This is a genomic window from Tessaracoccus luoxuelianae (genome assembly GCF_055326245.1).
The window spans coordinates 1-14,169 of sequence record NZ_JBUZNO010000006.1; the positions used below are offsets into that span (position 1 = coordinate 1).

At 66.6% G+C, this 14,169-nt stretch carries 21 protein-coding genes; 11 read left to right on the plus strand and 10 right to left on the minus strand.

Features of this window, described 5'->3' with window-relative positions:
* The first annotated feature begins 55 nt into the window (after nucleotides 1-55).
* Both ACZK39_RS09940 and ACZK39_RS09945 read left to right on the plus strand, forming a co-directional pair.
* A complete protein-coding gene (locus ACZK39_RS09940; RefSeq protein WP_182781591.1) occupies nucleotides 56-412 on the plus strand; it encodes an SRPBCC family protein in 357 nt (118 codons plus the stop codon).
* 110 nt (nucleotides 413-522) lie between these two features.
* Nucleotides 523-897, plus strand: a complete 375-nt coding sequence (locus ACZK39_RS09945) for a hypothetical protein (RefSeq protein WP_344676886.1) — start codon at nucleotides 523-525, stop codon at nucleotides 895-897.
* Nucleotides 898-936: 39 nt separating this feature from the next.
* On the opposite strand, the gene ACZK39_RS09950 is transcribed toward ACZK39_RS09945, so the two are convergent.
* Nucleotides 937-1,452, minus strand: a complete 516-nt coding sequence (locus ACZK39_RS09950) for a hypothetical protein (RefSeq protein WP_463613223.1) — start codon at nucleotides 1,450-1,452, stop codon at nucleotides 937-939.
* A 145-nt stretch (nucleotides 1,453-1,597) separates the two neighbouring features.
* On the opposite strand from ACZK39_RS09950, the gene ACZK39_RS09955 reads away from it, so the two are divergent.
* Nucleotides 1,598-1,732 (plus strand): type II toxin-antitoxin system Phd/YefM family antitoxin, encoded by a 135-nt coding sequence (locus ACZK39_RS09955; protein ID WP_385899803.1) that lies wholly within the window; start codon nucleotides 1,598-1,600, stop codon nucleotides 1,730-1,732.
* Between the two features lie 148 nt (nucleotides 1,733-1,880).
* On the opposite strand, the gene ACZK39_RS09960 is transcribed toward ACZK39_RS09955, so the two are convergent.
* Nucleotides 1,881-2,348: an Rv1443c family protein gene (locus ACZK39_RS09960; RefSeq protein WP_077343896.1), complete on the minus strand. Its 468-nt coding sequence runs from the start codon at nucleotides 2,346-2,348 to the stop codon at nucleotides 1,881-1,883.
* A 329-nt stretch (nucleotides 2,349-2,677) separates the two neighbouring features.
* Here ACZK39_RS09960 and ACZK39_RS09965 point away from each other — a divergent pair, with 329 nt between their 5' ends.
* From ACZK39_RS09965 to ACZK39_RS09975, 3 genes are all read left to right on the plus strand, one after another.
* Nucleotides 2,678-3,121: a hypothetical protein gene (locus ACZK39_RS09965; RefSeq protein WP_463613224.1), complete on the plus strand. Its 444-nt coding sequence runs from the start codon at nucleotides 2,678-2,680 to the stop codon at nucleotides 3,119-3,121.
* Nucleotides 3,122-3,350: 229 nt separating this feature from the next.
* On the plus strand, nucleotides 3,351-3,641 hold the full coding sequence (locus tag ACZK39_RS09970; protein WP_385900477.1) for a BrnT family toxin: 291 nt from the start codon (nucleotides 3,351-3,353) through the stop codon (nucleotides 3,639-3,641).
* The gene (locus tag ACZK39_RS09975) at nucleotides 3,631-3,930 is read left to right on the plus strand and encodes a YlcI/YnfO family protein (RefSeq protein WP_182781596.1); all 300 of its coding nucleotides are present in this window, start codon (nucleotides 3,631-3,633) and stop codon (nucleotides 3,928-3,930) included. The genes ACZK39_RS09970 and ACZK39_RS09975 overlap by 11 nt, the downstream gene beginning before the upstream one ends.
* 75 nt (nucleotides 3,931-4,005) lie before the next feature.
* Here the strand turns inward: ACZK39_RS09975 and ACZK39_RS09980 are convergent, their stop codons facing one another.
* Nucleotides 4,006-4,785 carry a hypothetical protein gene (locus tag ACZK39_RS09980; RefSeq protein WP_463613225.1) on the minus strand — a complete coding sequence of 260 codons (780 nt, stop codon included), beginning with the start codon at nucleotides 4,783-4,785 and terminating at the stop codon, nucleotides 4,006-4,008.
* Nucleotides 4,786-5,649: 864 nt separating this feature from the next.
* Nucleotides 5,650-6,126: a hypothetical protein gene (locus ACZK39_RS09985; RefSeq protein WP_463613226.1), complete on the minus strand. Its 477-nt coding sequence runs from the start codon at nucleotides 6,124-6,126 to the stop codon at nucleotides 5,650-5,652.
* A gap of 347 nt (nucleotides 6,127-6,473) precedes the next feature.
* On the opposite strand from ACZK39_RS09985, the gene ACZK39_RS09990 reads away from it, so the two are divergent.
* The gene (locus tag ACZK39_RS09990) at nucleotides 6,474-7,034 is read left to right on the plus strand and encodes a hypothetical protein (protein WP_463613227.1); all 561 of its coding nucleotides are present in this window, start codon (nucleotides 6,474-6,476) and stop codon (nucleotides 7,032-7,034) included.
* Between the two features lie 298 nt (nucleotides 7,035-7,332).
* Here ACZK39_RS09990 and ACZK39_RS09995 read toward each other — a convergent pair whose 3' ends face one another.
* Together ACZK39_RS09995 and ACZK39_RS10000 are read right to left on the minus strand one after the other, a co-directional pair.
* Nucleotides 7,333-7,629 (minus strand): hypothetical protein, encoded by a 297-nt coding sequence (locus ACZK39_RS09995; RefSeq protein WP_463613228.1) that lies wholly within the window; start codon nucleotides 7,627-7,629, stop codon nucleotides 7,333-7,335.
* Nucleotides 7,630-7,908: 279 nt separating this feature from the next.
* Nucleotides 7,909-8,631, minus strand: coding sequence for a hypothetical protein (locus ACZK39_RS10000; protein WP_459055128.1), 723 nt, complete (start codon nucleotides 8,629-8,631; stop codon nucleotides 7,909-7,911).
* Between the two features lie 427 nt (nucleotides 8,632-9,058).
* Here ACZK39_RS10000 and ACZK39_RS10005 point away from each other — a divergent pair, with 427 nt between their 5' ends.
* Together ACZK39_RS10005 and ACZK39_RS10010 are read left to right on the plus strand one after the other, a co-directional pair.
* A complete protein-coding gene (locus tag ACZK39_RS10005; protein ID WP_463613229.1) occupies nucleotides 9,059-9,379 on the plus strand; it encodes a nucleotidyltransferase family protein in 321 nt (106 codons plus the stop codon).
* Nucleotides 9,380-9,418: 39 nt separating this feature from the next.
* A complete protein-coding gene (locus ACZK39_RS10010; RefSeq protein WP_463613336.1) occupies nucleotides 9,419-9,694 on the plus strand; it encodes a HepT-like ribonuclease domain-containing protein in 276 nt (91 codons plus the stop codon).
* Nucleotides 9,695-9,789: 95 nt separating this feature from the next.
* Here ACZK39_RS10010 and ACZK39_RS10015 read toward each other — a convergent pair whose 3' ends face one another.
* Entirely contained in the window at nucleotides 9,790-9,984 is a 195-nt protein-coding gene (locus ACZK39_RS10015; protein WP_463613230.1) for a hypothetical protein, read from the minus strand.
* 349 nt (nucleotides 9,985-10,333) lie between these two features.
* Here ACZK39_RS10015 and ACZK39_RS10020 point away from each other — a divergent pair, with 349 nt between their 5' ends.
* Complete coding sequence (locus ACZK39_RS10020) at nucleotides 10,334-10,498, plus strand: hypothetical protein (RefSeq protein WP_463613231.1); 165 nt, start codon at nucleotides 10,334-10,336, stop codon at nucleotides 10,496-10,498.
* A 222-nt stretch (nucleotides 10,499-10,720) separates the two neighbouring features.
* Here the strand turns inward: ACZK39_RS10020 and ACZK39_RS10025 are convergent, their stop codons facing one another.
* Nucleotides 10,721-11,815 (minus strand): cobalt-precorrin-5B (C(1))-methyltransferase, encoded by a 1,095-nt coding sequence (locus tag ACZK39_RS10025; RefSeq protein ID WP_463613232.1) that lies wholly within the window; start codon nucleotides 11,813-11,815, stop codon nucleotides 10,721-10,723.
* 229 nt (nucleotides 11,816-12,044) lie between these two features.
* Here ACZK39_RS10025 and ACZK39_RS10030 point away from each other — a divergent pair, with 229 nt between their 5' ends.
* Entirely contained in the window at nucleotides 12,045-12,416 is a 372-nt protein-coding gene (locus ACZK39_RS10030; protein ID WP_463613233.1) for a hypothetical protein, read from the plus strand.
* Here the strand turns inward: ACZK39_RS10030 and ACZK39_RS10035 are convergent.
* Together ACZK39_RS10035 and ACZK39_RS10040 are read right to left on the minus strand one after the other, a co-directional pair.
* Nucleotides 12,413-13,069: a response regulator transcription factor gene (locus tag ACZK39_RS10035; RefSeq protein WP_182781628.1), complete on the minus strand. Its 657-nt coding sequence runs from the start codon at nucleotides 13,067-13,069 to the stop codon at nucleotides 12,413-12,415. The genes ACZK39_RS10030 and ACZK39_RS10035 overlap by 4 nt on opposite strands.
* Nucleotides 13,066-14,148, minus strand: coding sequence for a sensor histidine kinase (locus tag ACZK39_RS10040; RefSeq protein WP_182781629.1), 1,083 nt, complete (start codon nucleotides 14,146-14,148; stop codon nucleotides 13,066-13,068). The genes ACZK39_RS10035 and ACZK39_RS10040 overlap by 4 nt, the downstream gene beginning before the upstream one ends.
* Nucleotides 14,149-14,169 lie beyond the last annotated feature (21 nt).

A 14,169-nucleotide genomic window follows, 5' to 3' on the forward strand; every position in this document is an offset into this window, starting at 1 on the left:
TGCCGAGAAGCGAGCTTTCGCGCGACGCTCACGGACCCTTGTCTAGCCTTGCCCCATGCAGATCCTGGGAGATAGGACCCGACAATTGCCGGCGCCGCCGCACGTCGTGTTCACCTCCCTGACACACCCAGGCCTTCCCGGTGCGCGTCCCTGGTTGGTGCTCCTGGACGACGAGGTGCCACCCGTCATCCTCAGCAGTCACGAGCCGCACCGTGTCCAGTGGAGCTCCCTGTGGCCCTCGCGGCCCAACGACCTCGTGGACCTCGAGCTCAGCCCCAAGGACGGTGGCACGCTGCTGCGGTTCATCCTGTCGACGCCCGACGAGGAACCCGACGCCAGCAAGCTCGGACACATGCGGAGACGACTCAACCACCTGCTGTTCGCTGACCTCCGCTTCTCCTACGGCCAGTGACGCACTCAACTGCCGCGGGTCACTCGTGCCTTTGGCGCTGATCCGATCGCTTTCACCCCGCCATCAGTGCGGTAGCGCCCCCAGGGCCCGGTCGCAGATAGGCTTCGATCATGTCAAGGGTGGATCCGCAGGACGATTCGATGATGCGGTGGGTTGTACACCACTACCGCTACGACCCGCTCCGCCGAGAACGCCGTCATGTGCTGGTCAGCGCCTTCGACAATGAGCGGGAGTTCGATGAGTGCATGAGCGAGCTCTCGAGGGAAGTCGAGAATCGGCGACGTGCTGAGCATGGAGATCAGCGCGAGCGTGTCACCGGAACGATTTGGGAGCCTGGTCACCTCGCGAGGGCAGCAACTGGACATCTGGTGCGCCGCGCGATCGAACACGGTGCGGATCCGAGCAGACTGCTCGACTCCGGCGAGTTGCCCGACAACATGGCGTTGCTGCACTTCGCCGACGGCGACTCTGAGGAGCAAGCCTAATCCTCAGCGGGCATCCGCCTATCCCGCTGGTTCCACGCTTTACTCCTCGCTGAGAGGCGCGGGCTCCAGCACAGCCCAGGCTTCTTGGTTGGTGAAGAGCTCCTTGAAGCGGATCTCCACTTCGTCGCTGCTATCAAGTGGCGGCATAGCCGCATCAACGTTGACTGCGGCGGGGAGTTCATCCGAACATTCCCAGGTCGCGCTGTCGGCGACCTTGACGCCGTTGACCCAAAGTTCTGGGGTGATCGAGCCTTCTCCGACACAGGACGCCCGCATCTGGTAGGCCAGTTTCGGGTCAGGGGTGGCGCCCTGTGCGGCTACTGCAGCGTTGTCGAGGTAGGTAATCCGGGCGACCTCGCCCTCGAGTTTCTCCGGCGCTACGAACGTCTCCGGCGCCGCGGACATCGAGGGATCCGGTGCTGCCGAGAGGGTGGACGTCGGGCTGGTCGGGGCTGGGTTGTTCTCCGTCGGGGAGGAGGTGGGTTCGGGTGCCGGGTCGACCGTGCAGCCAACAGTGACGAAGACGGTGGCGACAACAGCGAGGCGCAGCTTCATGAACCATGCATACACCACGAATTCGCTGCGGGTCCGAAGTCGTGCCCTGCAATCCTCCTCCAGCGCCCCGTCAACCCGAATTGTTCGTCGTGGAGCATGTGGTCAACGCTGAAGGCTGACCATCACCGGCCAGCGTGGCAACGCGGTGCTCATCGGCGAGGAGGACTGGCTCGCCATCCAGGAGACGCTGTTGCTTAAGTCGGTACCGGGGCTGGCCGATTCGATCCGGCGCGCCCTCGCGGAGGGCGTCGACGCGGGCTCGACCGAGCTTGACTGGTGAGTCCCTGCACTCTGGTGTACCCACGCCAAAGAACGCCAAGAAGGTGGCCTCCAGAGGGCTGAAGACGAAGACGCAGCACCTGCCGCCAGTAGCCCCTCACCGAACATCCGCTTCTGCCGCTTCGCGTGCGTCGCGACCCCCTCGATGGTCACTTGCCGAAGTACTCCTGCAACCGGCGGTGTCGATGCCTGAAGAAGGCATCTACCACGCGCTCCAAGAGGGCGGCGAGGCCCGGGATCGGCAGGCGCGGCCGAAAGGTCACGCGGTCGTGCACCCGCGTACCTCCTGCGACCGGCGTCAACGTCCGCTCGTGCTCCCAACACCGCATGCTCAACATCGTGGACCGCTCCAGGAACCGCCGGCCCGACTCGAGCTCGACAATAGTCAGGCGGTCGAAGTCGAAAGGGATGAGGCCGAACAGCCGGAGCCAGGCGCGGCCGACGGGTTGTCCAAGGGGGATGTCCTCGACTGACAGCCCGGCCGCTCCGGGTGGCATGCTCATCGTCATCCAGGGCCGCATCTCGAAGTTGATGCCGTCCGGATTCACGGCTCGATCCCACACATCGGACGCGGCAGCCGGGACGTTGACGTGATTCTCGACAGTCCTCGTCGTCACCCCACACTCCCTTGCTTTCCCGGGCCGTTGCTTCACCTTGCCACACGTCATGACGCGCGCGGCCGTCCGGATCTGCCGCGACCAGGGACTTTCTATTCCTCGTTGGGGTCGCTGTCTTGAAGTCGGACCAGGCCCAGACGGTTGAGCGGGGCGCAGATGTGGAGCACGTAGGTTCTGCCGCGTCGCTCGGTCTCTGCCCACTCGAGAATCTCGGAGACGTCGGCTCCAGTGATCTCAGTAGTTGTTGACCCCGGACCCGGGAACTCCACCTGAGTCTGGGAGACTCGATGTCAGGATTGGGCGAAGCTTACAGATTAGGGGGAGGACCCGTGAGAGCCAAGCCGCTGGCCTGGATCAACAGGAAGGTGCCGAGCACGATTCTCACGGTTGGCTTGGCCGCCTTCTGTATCTGGGCTGGTGTGGGAGAGCGCGCTGACTTGGACTTCCTCAAGGAACACGGCCGTCAGGCCACGGCCATTGTGATTTCGATCGACGGCGTGGGACGCCACACCACCACTGCCGTTCGGTTTGACAGCGTGCACGATGGCGTGGTGGAAGTGACGCTACATGAGGTCGTCGGCCCCGAGGAGGTGGGAGAGGAGATTGAGGTTGTTTATGACCCGGATGATCCCCAGCTCAACCTGGACATCCGAGCACTCGAAGACCCCTTTGTCCTCTATCGCTGGTGGTTCGCGGCTGGTGTGAGCGGCCTGCTGGCGGCCTTGACCGGTTTCGGGATCATCGACTGGCAACGCTGGTCAAAGCGGCGTTGAGAGGGCCACTGCGTGGGTCCGCCGACTCGAGCGAACGGAGCCGAGGCAGTGCACGCGGCCACACTCGTCGTGACCGACCCAGACCTGCAGATGCTCCCTCGCTGCCTGTGGCGTGACGGTCCCCTGAGCGATGCCGACATCCGCACATGCCGCGTGGTGCGCGGACGATTGTCTGAGACGGGTGACGACGGGCTTGGTGGCCGTATTGCGCGTGTAGTACGCTGGGATGGTGGATGAAGGCATCGACTGGCGGCATCGGGGCGACTACATCGCCAAGCATGGGCTGTCCCCGGTTGTTGCCGACGAAGCTTTCGCCGATCCCAACAGGTTGGTCATCGATCCGGATCCCGCGTCCGTGTCGGGCCGAACCATTCGGGTCATCGGCTGGGCAGCCTCCGTCCGGACACTGGTCACGATCATTGTCCTTCCCGATGAGGACGTCATTTGGGGAGTCAATGCCTGGCCATCGAACACCACCGATCAGCGCCGTTACAGAGAGGAGCGGACAGATGTCGATTAGTGATCTCATCGCGACCGAGGCCGAGGCGGCTGAACGCAACCCCGACGCCGTGATCAAGCCCGGCAGCAAGGTCACCCGCGGCCATCAGCGTGCCAAGACGCTCCAGGTTCGCCTGAACGTCGAGGAGTTGGAGACGTTGACGCGGCTGGCCGAACAGCGCGGGCTTCCCGTCTCCACTCTGGCTCGCGACCTCCTGCTGTCACAATTGGCGGGCCCAGACGAGTCCGCCAAGGCGCTGATTGCCAGGATCCGGGCAGAACTCGACGACCTTGCAACCCGCGTAGCCTGACGGGCCCCCGAACATCCGCCTCTGCCGCCGATGGTGCGGAGGTCTCCAGGGCAGAGCGTTGAGTGGCCGAGAGCCTTATGGCCCGACTGGCCTCAGAGGGCTGTCGTTTTCGGTCAGGAACGTGTTGTTGAGGAAGTACACCTGTCGCTCACGGAGGTCCGTGGTCCAACGGTCGGTGGCAACGCGTCCGACCTCAGTCCTCACCAAGCCCAGTTGTTTGAGCTCCTTGATGCCTCGGTGCCACGTGTCGTCCTTAATGGCAAGACACTGTCGGTCCCAGGGCGTGATTTGGGCACCCTCCTCGTCCGGCCGGCCTGCCAGCACGAGTCTCAGACACAGGTAGACGAAGAGTGCCCGCGCGCTCATGACGTTTGTCCAACCTCGGGCCCAGAGTTCAAGCGGAATCGTGATCCAGGGCGCTTGTGTGGGCTGGGGTGGGTGGATCGGGACGGAGACCATCGCTCCGTGACCAGCCCTCGGGGTCCGGGTCACCAGGCTTGTTCCTCCGGGACCGGCCTTCCCGAGCGTCGCGAAGGCGCGCCTGATCCGACGCGTCCCCGCGCCGGGGAGTGGATCCGCATCGTTCAACTCCTCGTAGCCGAGAAGTTCCGCCCAGTAGTGGTCCGGACGGGGTCTGAACAGTTCGTGAGGCGGCTTCCGCGTCAACATGACGAGTGTCAGGTACAGCTTCATCGGGACCTCTCCGAGCGCGAAGAGGTCAGCCAGGCCCGTAGACGCCTGATCCGGCCTCTTGATCCTCGCGTACTCCTCCGCGAGCTGCACTGTGCTGCGGCGCCCGGAGTGTTTCACCGCCTCGGTGAGCAGTCTCTTTGACGTGACGGTCACCGTTCCCATGTCAACCTCTCAAACTCGCATACCATGTCAGCGGCCCCAGCTGCGATCACGCTGTCGTGGGATCGTGGACTCTTGGCCTATGGTATCACCCGTGGTCATCTGGGATACGCGTCGCTGAAACGGTCAGACTCGTTGGCTTAGGCGTTGTTTGCCTGCGCAGCGGTTGTACTTTCATGCTGCTCGTATGGCTTCGCATGATGGCTGCAATGGCGTTCTAGGAGAGTTGAGATTGCAGGCCTCCGCCCTAGATCATTAGGTGGGGCCGAGACTTCACCTCGACCCCACCTTTGACGCTCAGAAAGGAGGTGGTTCGCATGAAGCGCGGATTTCGGCTGACGCTCACGTGGTCTCGTGGCTCAGTCTCCATCACGCTGGAGCCCTACAGACTGAGGGGGTGATCCCCGTCGTTGCACCGGCGGGGGCCACCCCCTCAGTCTGTACAAATCCGCCCTCTGTCCGCAACCGTAAGAAGGGCGCCCGTCGAACATGCGGATCTGCCGCGCCAGGGACGATTAACCTCGAGCTCATCGTCGGCGACTCCATCTGCCGCGGGGTCTTCGGCTTAGTTTAGAGCCACGTCCGTCAGCCACTGGGCGACTATTCCTGGCAGTGTGAACAACGCGCCACTCCACAAGCTCCAGATCGCCACGGCGGCGAAGCCGCACATGACAGCCAACTTGATCCAGCCGCTGCGGCCTTGCTTCCTTCGACTCGACACGTCCGTCTCCCTTTCCCGGGGCAGCGTCTGCCCGGTGCCCCAACCGTTTTGTAGCATGGCAGCAACCTCAGACAGATTCCTCGCACGCCCTTGGCGACGTGCGCAGACGCGCGCTCATGCCGCCGAGGGCGCTTTGGGACCGCGGGTCAGGCTTCCTGTGCTGCGGCTAGGTCACCGGTGACGTCGACGGCCTTCGGCAACGACAACAGGTCGGCCCCAAGACGGAACCGGAACCCGCCTTTGTGCGGGGTGCCCCGCTCCGCGATGGTCGCCGCCGGCAGCAGCACCGCGCGGGACAGTTCGACTGTGGCCGGGTCGAACAAGGCGTACACGCACGCGTCGAAACTGTCCGGCATGACATGCCCCCACTGCCCCGACCGCATCTCCGCTGCGGTCCGAACCCTCGCCTTCACCTGCACCCGCCCAAGATTGGGGGTGTCCACATCCCAGCCCTGATTGCCTCTCGCCGGCAGGGTGCCGTCATAGGCGCGCTGCACGAGAAGCTCGGCGTAGTCGCCGATCGGGGAGTTCGACGACCGCACGACCCCATTCGTCCTCAACTGTGCCAGGACGGCGTAATGCAGCCGCAACAGTGCCCGATTCGATAGTTCCCCCAATTCCATGACTGCCACTCCACCACACCTGAACCGGCCTGGTGCACGGTGCCCACCCAACTGGCGTCCCGGTTGCTCAGGTGTCCCCGATAACGTTCAACGGATCCAGGTGGCACGAATCAGGTCAGCTGACAGGGCTGCCAACTCTGGCACGCTGTGCGCTCGCTCATGCCGCGGTGCGCGAGGGTAGCCTTCGGCTTCGGTTCCCCGGGCAGTGACTCAGCGCCCCTGCTGGTAGAGGCCAGCACGTCGTTGTGGACCTCGGGGGTACCCGGCACGCCTGGATTCTGTAGGACCCGTTCGTCTCTCATCTCGTGTGCTTCTGATCCGATCTGGCCGATGGATAGGGTGTCCAAGTGGCGTTGATCCCTCCAGACGAATGGCTGCATGAGGTCTCCACGGCGCGACGCGCCGCAACGGGACCGTTGCGTGGCGTGATGCAACCCGGTGTCGTGCTGGGCTGGGGGTCTGCCGCCTTTGTGGGCTGGCTGGCGGTTTCCTGCGTGGTGGGCCTCCTTATCGTCGAAGGACTCGATTGGGTCACTGCGGCCCTCAGCGTGGCCGCGGGTGTCTTCGCTTGGCTTTCCGGGTGGCCCTTCGCGGTCGTGGTCACGTCCCGGGGCGTTCTCACAAGACGAGGCTTCGTTCGTTTCGATCGAATTGTGGCGGCTGGCTGGGCGTCGTCGGGAGAGCGCATGATTCCGCTGGCTGAGGGTTATGTGCCTGTCCTCGTTGTTGAGGGGGATTCCGGTGCGTTGGAGTGGTGGCCGCTGGCCGAGGTTCGCAAGGGCGCAGTGTCGTCAACTGAGAAGAGCCGAATGCGCTTGCTTAAGCGCCTCGTCGGGGCAAGGGATGTGGATCATGTTCCCATCCCGTCTGAAGTTGCCCCCTCGCTGAGCTGGCCTTGGGGCGCGTGAAACTATGTAGTGGCAAGAGCGCCGGTTGCCCGGAGCACGTGCGCTCCCACGCTGACGGCGCATCAGCATTTGGCACAGACTGACGCAGTGACACGCTTACGGCTCCGCGCAGGCCGGCCGAGGGGGATGCCGAACATCCGGACATGCCGCCGACCGAGCGTACGTTTCTCGCGTTTGCATGTCCAGCTGCGCTCCGCCTTGAGAAGTCTGATTCGGTCGGATTCGCGCGATCGTGATCCTGGGCTTGAGTCGGCGGGTCTTCGACGTCGAACTCGTGGGCCTGCTATTGATGCTGCGTCTACGCCGTGGCGATAAGTGTCGCAATCCCGAGCGCGATGACCGCGACCACCAAAACGACGATGATCAGCCAACGCAGGCGCTGGGTTCGCGTGGCCCGCGTCTCTCCAGCGGTGGAGCCGGGGGTGGGTGGCCTGTCGTGCTCGGAGAGTTCAGGCGGGATCTCGCCGACGACGGTCACGGGAGCGTCGCCGGCTGGGTTAACGCAGGTCCGGGCGGGATCGGGAAGTGGAGCGTTGATCCACCGCCCGGTGATCGGGTCGAACCGCTCTTCCGCGGGCGGCAGTACGCGTTCCATGGACCCAGTCTGACAGCGGGCCAGCCCTCTCGGACCCTTGCAGCTGGGAACACCCCGCCCGTCGGAGTGGATCCATGCCGCGAAACCAGATCGGGCTCAGGAGCCAAACGACCCGATGTCTGCCGACACCGCCTCCCACGCGGTGACGCTCGGACCTGAGGAGCTGAGTGCGCTCACGGCACGACGGAGGGCTGCACAGCCAAGGATGCAAACCACGCAGTGACAGCGACCAGCGAAAGCAGACCTGGGGCCACCGTGGGCCACAGTCGCTTGGCGACGTCATGGGCTCCAGCGGGTGGCTCCGGTTTCGCAGAAGCTGGTGCGGACTGCCGGGCCTTCGAGGCAGGCGGCGTCGACCAGGGCGCGATCGCCGATGGGCTCGTGAAGGGAAACGGTCATCTGGACGCTGTCGTTGCCCTGGCAGTTCTGGGGCTCGTTGCCAGGGAGCGGTTCGGCGTCGACCCGGATGATGATGTCGTCGATGCCGAGTGAGACAACTGGCTGGGCGATCGCTCCGGTCACCCCGCTGGAGCACTCTGCGCGAGTGACCTCGATAGTGACGGTCGTCGACGTGGCGGTCACGCGCTCGGAGTCGGCGAGGGTCCAGGTCGCGGCTGCGCCCACCTGGGGCGGGATCGTGGCGGTGACTTCGGGGATCGCCGGGTTCGAATCTGGCAGGGCGGTCCGGGTCGCGTCGTCGAGCAGCGGGCGGATGGCGTCGTACACCCGGTTGTAGAAGCCGCTGCCGGGGTCGTCGACGCGCCCGGGGGTGCCCGACTCGTCTTCATAGACGGCCGTCGGCAGGATCCGCAGCACCGGGAGGTTCGCGTCGGCGGGGGTGACGACGAAGCCGCGGAAGCCGGGCCCGGGGTCCGGCGGGTCGGCAGGGATCACCTCCCCGGCAGCCGCACTATCGCCGATCATCAGGTACATTTCCTCGGCAACGTCAGGGTCGAGCGGGAGCTGCGGGTTCTCCCGTCCCGAGTAAAGGTCGACTATCACGGTGGTCCGGCTGGGCGGGGCCGCGGGCGCGTCGGAGACTGGCGTGCTGCAGCCCGAGGCGGCCAGTCCGATGCCGGCCGCCACGATGATGCCAACGGCTGCCGCCAGCCAGCGCCGTACTGTAGGGGCGGCAGGTTGGGGGCCCGGTCGGGCGGCGCGGTCGACCGGACCGAGCGGGACCGCCGAAACCGGGATTGGCGACGCTCGGCGGAGACTCTCCCGGATCCGGGTCCCGAAATCACTCATGCCTTATTGCACACCCGCCTGTGCCGCCATGCCTACCCGGTCCCTGCCTCCACCTCGCCACAATGGCGACAGTCTCACGAACCCTGATCCGTTGCAGCAACGCTCCACCACACGTCCGTTCTATGCCGCTGTCGGGGGATCGGCAGTACCGAGCGCGTTGGTCGCGGGGTACCCTCGGTGGATGAGCATCGTGACGGCCGAGAGCGCGTCGCTGCGTGCGGCGATCATCGCGCATCGCGATGCCCTGGACGGCATCCTTTGTCGCTATCGCGCGGCCAACCCGAGACTGTTCGGCTCTGTGGCCCGTGGCGACGCCACTGGCGACAGTGACATCGATCTCTTGGTCGACCTTCTGCCGGGCGGGGGGAACGACCTGCTGCGCGTGGCAGGGGTCGCCGAAGAGTTGAGCCAGGTGCTCGGGGCGAGGGTTGACGTCGTGGCTGCGCCACTGCTGCGGGATGACGTGTCGTCCAGTGCTCTAGCCGAGGCGGTGCCGTTGTGATCCGATCTGATCAGGAGCAGTTAGCCGACATTCTCCACCATTCAGCGTTGCCAGGATTACGAGCCCTACCTCCAGTCCGACGAGTTCGCCTCGATGGCATACGACGCGGTCCTGCGCAACCTGGCCGTGATCGGCGAGGCGGTTCGAGCCCTTCCGGTTGAGACGCGAGACGGGATGCCCGACATTCCTTGGGCTGCGATCGCGGGGCTACGGAACATCGTCGTTCACGAGTACTTTCGGGTGAATCCGGACCTGATTCTTGACCTCGTTGATCACGAACTCGCCCCGCTGGCCGAACGGTTGCGTGGCATCTGACCCACCGGCAGCGCTACCCGATGGCAGAAGGACCGACATCCGGACATGCCGGCAGGGTTCAACTGCACATGCCGCGATGGGAGGAGTTCGCGCGATCAAGGAGAGTGTCGGCGTGCCCACCATCGCCAGGACGCGAGTAAGGCCGCTGCGGTCGATAGCAGCCACCAGAGTTTGTCCATCCCGGGCGGATCGGCCCAGGGGCCGTAGTAGAACATCGTGACCATGACGGCCGCGGTGACGATCGCGGCCACTGCGACGCCGATGATCAGTTCGAGGATGAATCGCACCACTCCTGGCCTCCTTCGCCTGGGCGCCGTGCGCATCACGTTACATGCGCACAGCCTTCGCTCAAGCGGGTGTCGTGCCATTGAGTTCGCCGGTAGCGGATGGTGGTCGCCTTGGTGGGCGGGTCCGCGTCGGCGGGGCTGGCGGCGGTCCTGATTGGTTTCCCAGGCCGCGGGGCCAGCGGTGGCGGTGGCGTACGCGGTGATCCAGGCGCGCGGACTGGCGGGTCGACCCACGGTCACGCCCCGCTCGTCGGCCAGGACGCGTCAGGGCACGGGTTGAGGTAGGTCCCAGCTGGGGCAGGCGGGGCCAGGGGCCGGATCCGCCTGCGCCGCCACCGTCGCCGCGCTCGCAGTGGCCGTCTCGCTGCAGGCCGTCCCGCTGACCGGGGTCGCGGCGACGTTCGCTGCAGGTTTTCTCGCCATCGGATCGGCCGCCGCGACGGGATGGGCGCAGGGGGTGGCCTTGGTTCCGCTCGCGCTGCGGGGCGGCCTTCATGAGCAGCTCAAGGACAGGTGAGCCGGCGAGAGACTGGGAGCCATGAATCTCAGCCCACACCTCGACCGTGAGGAAGTTGCACGTGTTTTGGATCTCGACGGCTATCTGCGTGATGAGTTGCGGCGCTCGGCTGTGGTGCGGCTCGAGATCGTAGGGGAGGGACTCAAGAACCTGAGGCGGTAAGACCCTGAAACGTCTGCGCTCATCCCCGACATTCACCGGACCGGCGTGCCGCATCCCTCATCAAGCTGAGTTGCCGACGATGGCGCCGCCCCGATCGATGCAGATGACGTCGACCGCCACGGGAGAACCGCGCAGGACGGTGAGGGCGTGATCGCGGGCCGCGGTGGCGACGGCGTCGCCCAGCGGGATGCGGCCTGCCTCGGCCAGGTCGAGGGCCTCTGCCGCGGTGTTGGCGACACGGATCGCCGTGGCGAGCGCCTCTCCGGCGCCTGCCTCGATGGCCAGGCCCGCGAGGTGGGACAGGTCCACCTGGGTGCGGTGGGAGTGCAGGTCGAGGTGTCCGGCGGCGAGCTTCGTGAGCTTGGCGAACCCGCCGCAGATCGTCAGGCGCTCGACGGGGTGCCGGGACAGGTACTTCAGCACCGCCCCCGCGAAGTCACCCATGTCCAGCAGCGCCAGCTCCGGCAGGCCAAACAGCTCGGCGACGACGCGCTCCGACGTCGAGCCTGTGCAAGCGGCCAGGTGCTGCAGGCCGGCGGCGCGGGCGACGTCGACGCCGCGCCGGATCGAGTCGATCCACGCGGAGCACGAGTAGGGGACCACGACGCCGGTGGTGCCGAGGATGGAGATCCCGCCCAGGATGCCGATGCGCGGGTTCCACGTGTGCCGCGCGAGGGCCTCGCCGTCGTCGACCCCGATGGTCACCTCGAGGTCGAGGGGCACGCCGTGTCGGCGGGCGACGGCGGAGAGGTTCGCCCTGATCATCGCCCGGGGTGCGGGGTTGATGGCCGGCTCGCCCACAGGGAGCGGGAGCCCGGGCAGCGTGACGGTGCCGACGCCGGGGCCACCGAGGAACCGCACGCCCGAGCCCGACGGGCCCGGGCGCACCCAGGCGCGGACGAGGGCGCCGTGCGTGACGTCGGGGTCGTCGCCGGCGTCCTTGGTGACGGCGGCCATCGCGACACCGTCGGTCACGTGCTCGAGGGTCAGGGCAAACGACGGCCGGCGACCCTGGGGCAACTCGACCTCCACCGGGTCGGGGAACTCGCCGGTGAGCAGGGCCTCGTAGGCGGCGGTTGCGGCGGCGGTGGCGCAGGCGCCGGTGGTCCAGCCGGGCCGCAGCTTGGAGTCCTCGAGTTGCCCGCGGCGCGCCATCTCAGCAGCCTCGAGTCACAGGGTGAGAGGCGGTGACGGGCACGTAGCCAGCGTAGCCGGGAGCGCCATCGTGAGTGGGCCGGGGTCGGACCGAGCGTCGCTCCCTGCCTTGCAGTGTGCAGAAGAACAGGTAGCGCGGACTCATGGGTGGGCACATAAGTACCCTCTGGGGTCCCGCTTCTGTTCGGCGACGGGCCGCAGCGTATATGTAGGCGGTATGAAGCACTTGATGGTGTGGCTGGTTTGGGCTGCGGTTGGTCTGAGCCTCGGCTGCACGGCGAGCCAGGCTGCCCCCGAGGTAGCTTGGCGGGAGGGGGCGCTCAACGACGGCGGACCCACGGCCCTGGTCAGCGGGATGCTGCAGCTCAACGATGGCTGCCTGTACCTGACTACCGAAGATGGGACCGACTATCTCCCGGTCTTCCGCGGCGCCCCGAGTTGGGCTGACCATGGTGCACTCGAGACAGAGCAAGGTACCTTCGAACTCGGTCGGCTGGTTGAACTGACCGGCGGTGAGTCCGCGGCCTCGGCTGAGGTCTCCGATGACACGCACATCCCCAAAGAGTGCGATCTCACCAAGCCGCGCTGGACCGTCAACTAGGACGGAGCAGGACTATCCGGGCGGGGCGACTCCGATGGCTGCGTTGACCAGGAGACGGACTGTGCCATGAGCTGGGGGCGGCTGCTGACGCCCGCGCGCCTCATGAGGGTGCCGACCCGCTTCTTGACCCCTGACACCGACATGCCCAGCGCCTCGGCCATCTGGTCGTAGCCGCGTCCGGCGTTGATGGCGCGGATCAGCTCGTGGTCGACGGCGTCGCGCAGCACTCCGTCGGGGGCCGACTCCCGGCTGGTCACCCTGGTGGTCAGCCCCCGCGCCGCGTCGGGGGAGTGGACGAAGATCCCGGCGTCCGCGGTCCGGATGGCCGCGGCGAGCGCCTTGGCCGGGGTGTCCTTGTAGAGAAAGCCGCAGGCGCCGGCGCCGACCGCCTCGGTGAGACTCGTGGTGCTGAGGCTGGTGAGCAGCAGGACCCGCGGCGGGTCCGGGCGGGAGGTCAGCGCGCGGCACGTCTCCACCCCGGAGATACCGGGCATCCGGATGTCCATGAGCCACAGGTCGACTGGGGGCGCAGCCAATGCCTCGTGACCCCCGGCGCACTGGTGGACGACGGCGATGTCGTCGACGCGGGCGAGGGTCGCGGCGAGGTAGCTCAGGACGAGCGGGTCGTCGTCGCAGATCCCGACGCTGATCATGTCTGCAATTGCCGCACGGTCAGCGGCATCTCCACCAGGCACGTCCACGTGCCGTTCGCGGATGCCAGCCGGAGACTACCGCCGGCGAGCGTGGCGCGGTGGCGCATGCCGAGCGTGCCGAGGCCCGCGCCGGTCGTCCGATCAGGCGGCATCTGGTTGGTGACGATCAGCTGGTAGTCGACGGCGGACAGCTCGCCCACGATCGTGCAGGGCCCGTGCTTCAGGCCGTGTTTGGCCACGTTGTGGAGCGCCTCGCGGAGGATCTGCGCTAGCGCGCGGTCGATGGACGCATGCAGTGTGGGGCTGAGGTCTCCGGAGGTGGTCACCTCGTGGCCGCGACGCTTGAGCTCGCGGACCTCCTGCGCCAAGGTCTCCCGGAAGTCCGCGTCCGTCGGCGCGCTCTCTCCCAGCTGCATCATGCGGATGGTGTCGCGGAGGGCGGCCCCAGCGTTGCGGGCCCGCTCGGACAGTGCGGCCAGCGCCTCCGGAGATGCTCCGCCCGCGTTGTGCGCGGCGTCGGCCTCCATCGCGATGAGAGTGAGCTCGCGGGCCACCGAGTCGTGGAGGTCGAGGGTGGCTTGGAGCCTGAGGTCCCGCTGGCGCCTGGACTCGGCCTCGGCGGCGTTGCGGGAGACGGCGTTGAGGCCGAATCCGACGAGCACGAACACGGCGTCCAGCGCGAACCACCCGAGGATCACCTCGAAGGGATTGAAGTCCTCCGCGAGCTTGCGAGCCGTGGCGGTCACCGACGCCGTGAACACGGTTGCTGCCATCACCGCTGCCTGGGCCCATCGCCCGTTCCTCAAAGCGGCGACGACAGGGAGCATGAGGAGATAGCCCCAGAAGCCGAGCAGGTTCTCGTCGACCGCGGCGGCCGTGACCGCCATGACGATGGTCAGCGGCGCCCCGACTCTCGGCCAGCGGACGGCCACCACCACAGTGAGGAACGCCGCGACGTCGAGGGCCACGATCTCTGGGGGCAGGACGAGGCGGGCCCGGGGAGCGAGGAGCTCTGCCGTGATGATCACGAGCGCGATGAGGACCTCCAGCGCGCCGCTCGAGAGTGCTTTCCGTCCCACGCCGTCATCCTATGGGTCGGC

Coding starts and splice junctions, on each gene's coding strand:
- ACZK39_RS09940 (WP_182781591.1), top strand. CDS start 56: ATGCAGATCCTGGGAGATAGGACCCGACAATTGCCGGCGCCGCCGCAC.
- ACZK39_RS09945 (WP_344676886.1), top strand. CDS start 523: ATGTCAAGGGTGGATCCGCAGGACGATTCGATGATGCGGTGGGTTGTA.
- ACZK39_RS09950 (WP_463613223.1), bottom strand. CDS start 1,452: ATGAAGCTGCGCCTCGCTGTTGTCGCCACCGTCTTCGTCACTGTTGGC.
- ACZK39_RS09975 (WP_182781596.1), top strand. CDS start 3,631: ATGTCGATTAGTGATCTCATCGCGACCGAGGCCGAGGCGGCTGAACGC.
- ACZK39_RS09980 (WP_463613225.1), bottom strand. CDS start 4,785: ATGGGAACGGTGACCGTCACGTCAAAGAGACTGCTCACCGAGGCGGTG.
- ACZK39_RS09985 (WP_463613226.1), bottom strand. CDS start 6,126: ATGGAATTGGGGGAACTATCGAATCGGGCACTGTTGCGGCTGCATTAC.
- ACZK39_RS09995 (WP_463613228.1), bottom strand. CDS start 7,629: ATGGAACGCGTACTGCCGCCCGCGGAAGAGCGGTTCGACCCGATCACC.
- ACZK39_RS10005 (WP_463613229.1), top strand. CDS start 9,059: ATGAGCATCGTGACGGCCGAGAGCGCGTCGCTGCGTGCGGCGATCATC.
- ACZK39_RS10025 (WP_463613232.1), bottom strand. CDS start 11,815: ATGGCGCGCCGCGGGCAACTCGAGGACTCCAAGCTGCGGCCCGGCTGG.
- ACZK39_RS10030 (WP_463613233.1), top strand. CDS start 12,045: ATGGTGTGGCTGGTTTGGGCTGCGGTTGGTCTGAGCCTCGGCTGCACG.
- ACZK39_RS10035 (WP_182781628.1), bottom strand. CDS start 13,069: ATGATCAGCGTCGGGATCTGCGACGACGACCCGCTCGTCCTGAGCTAC.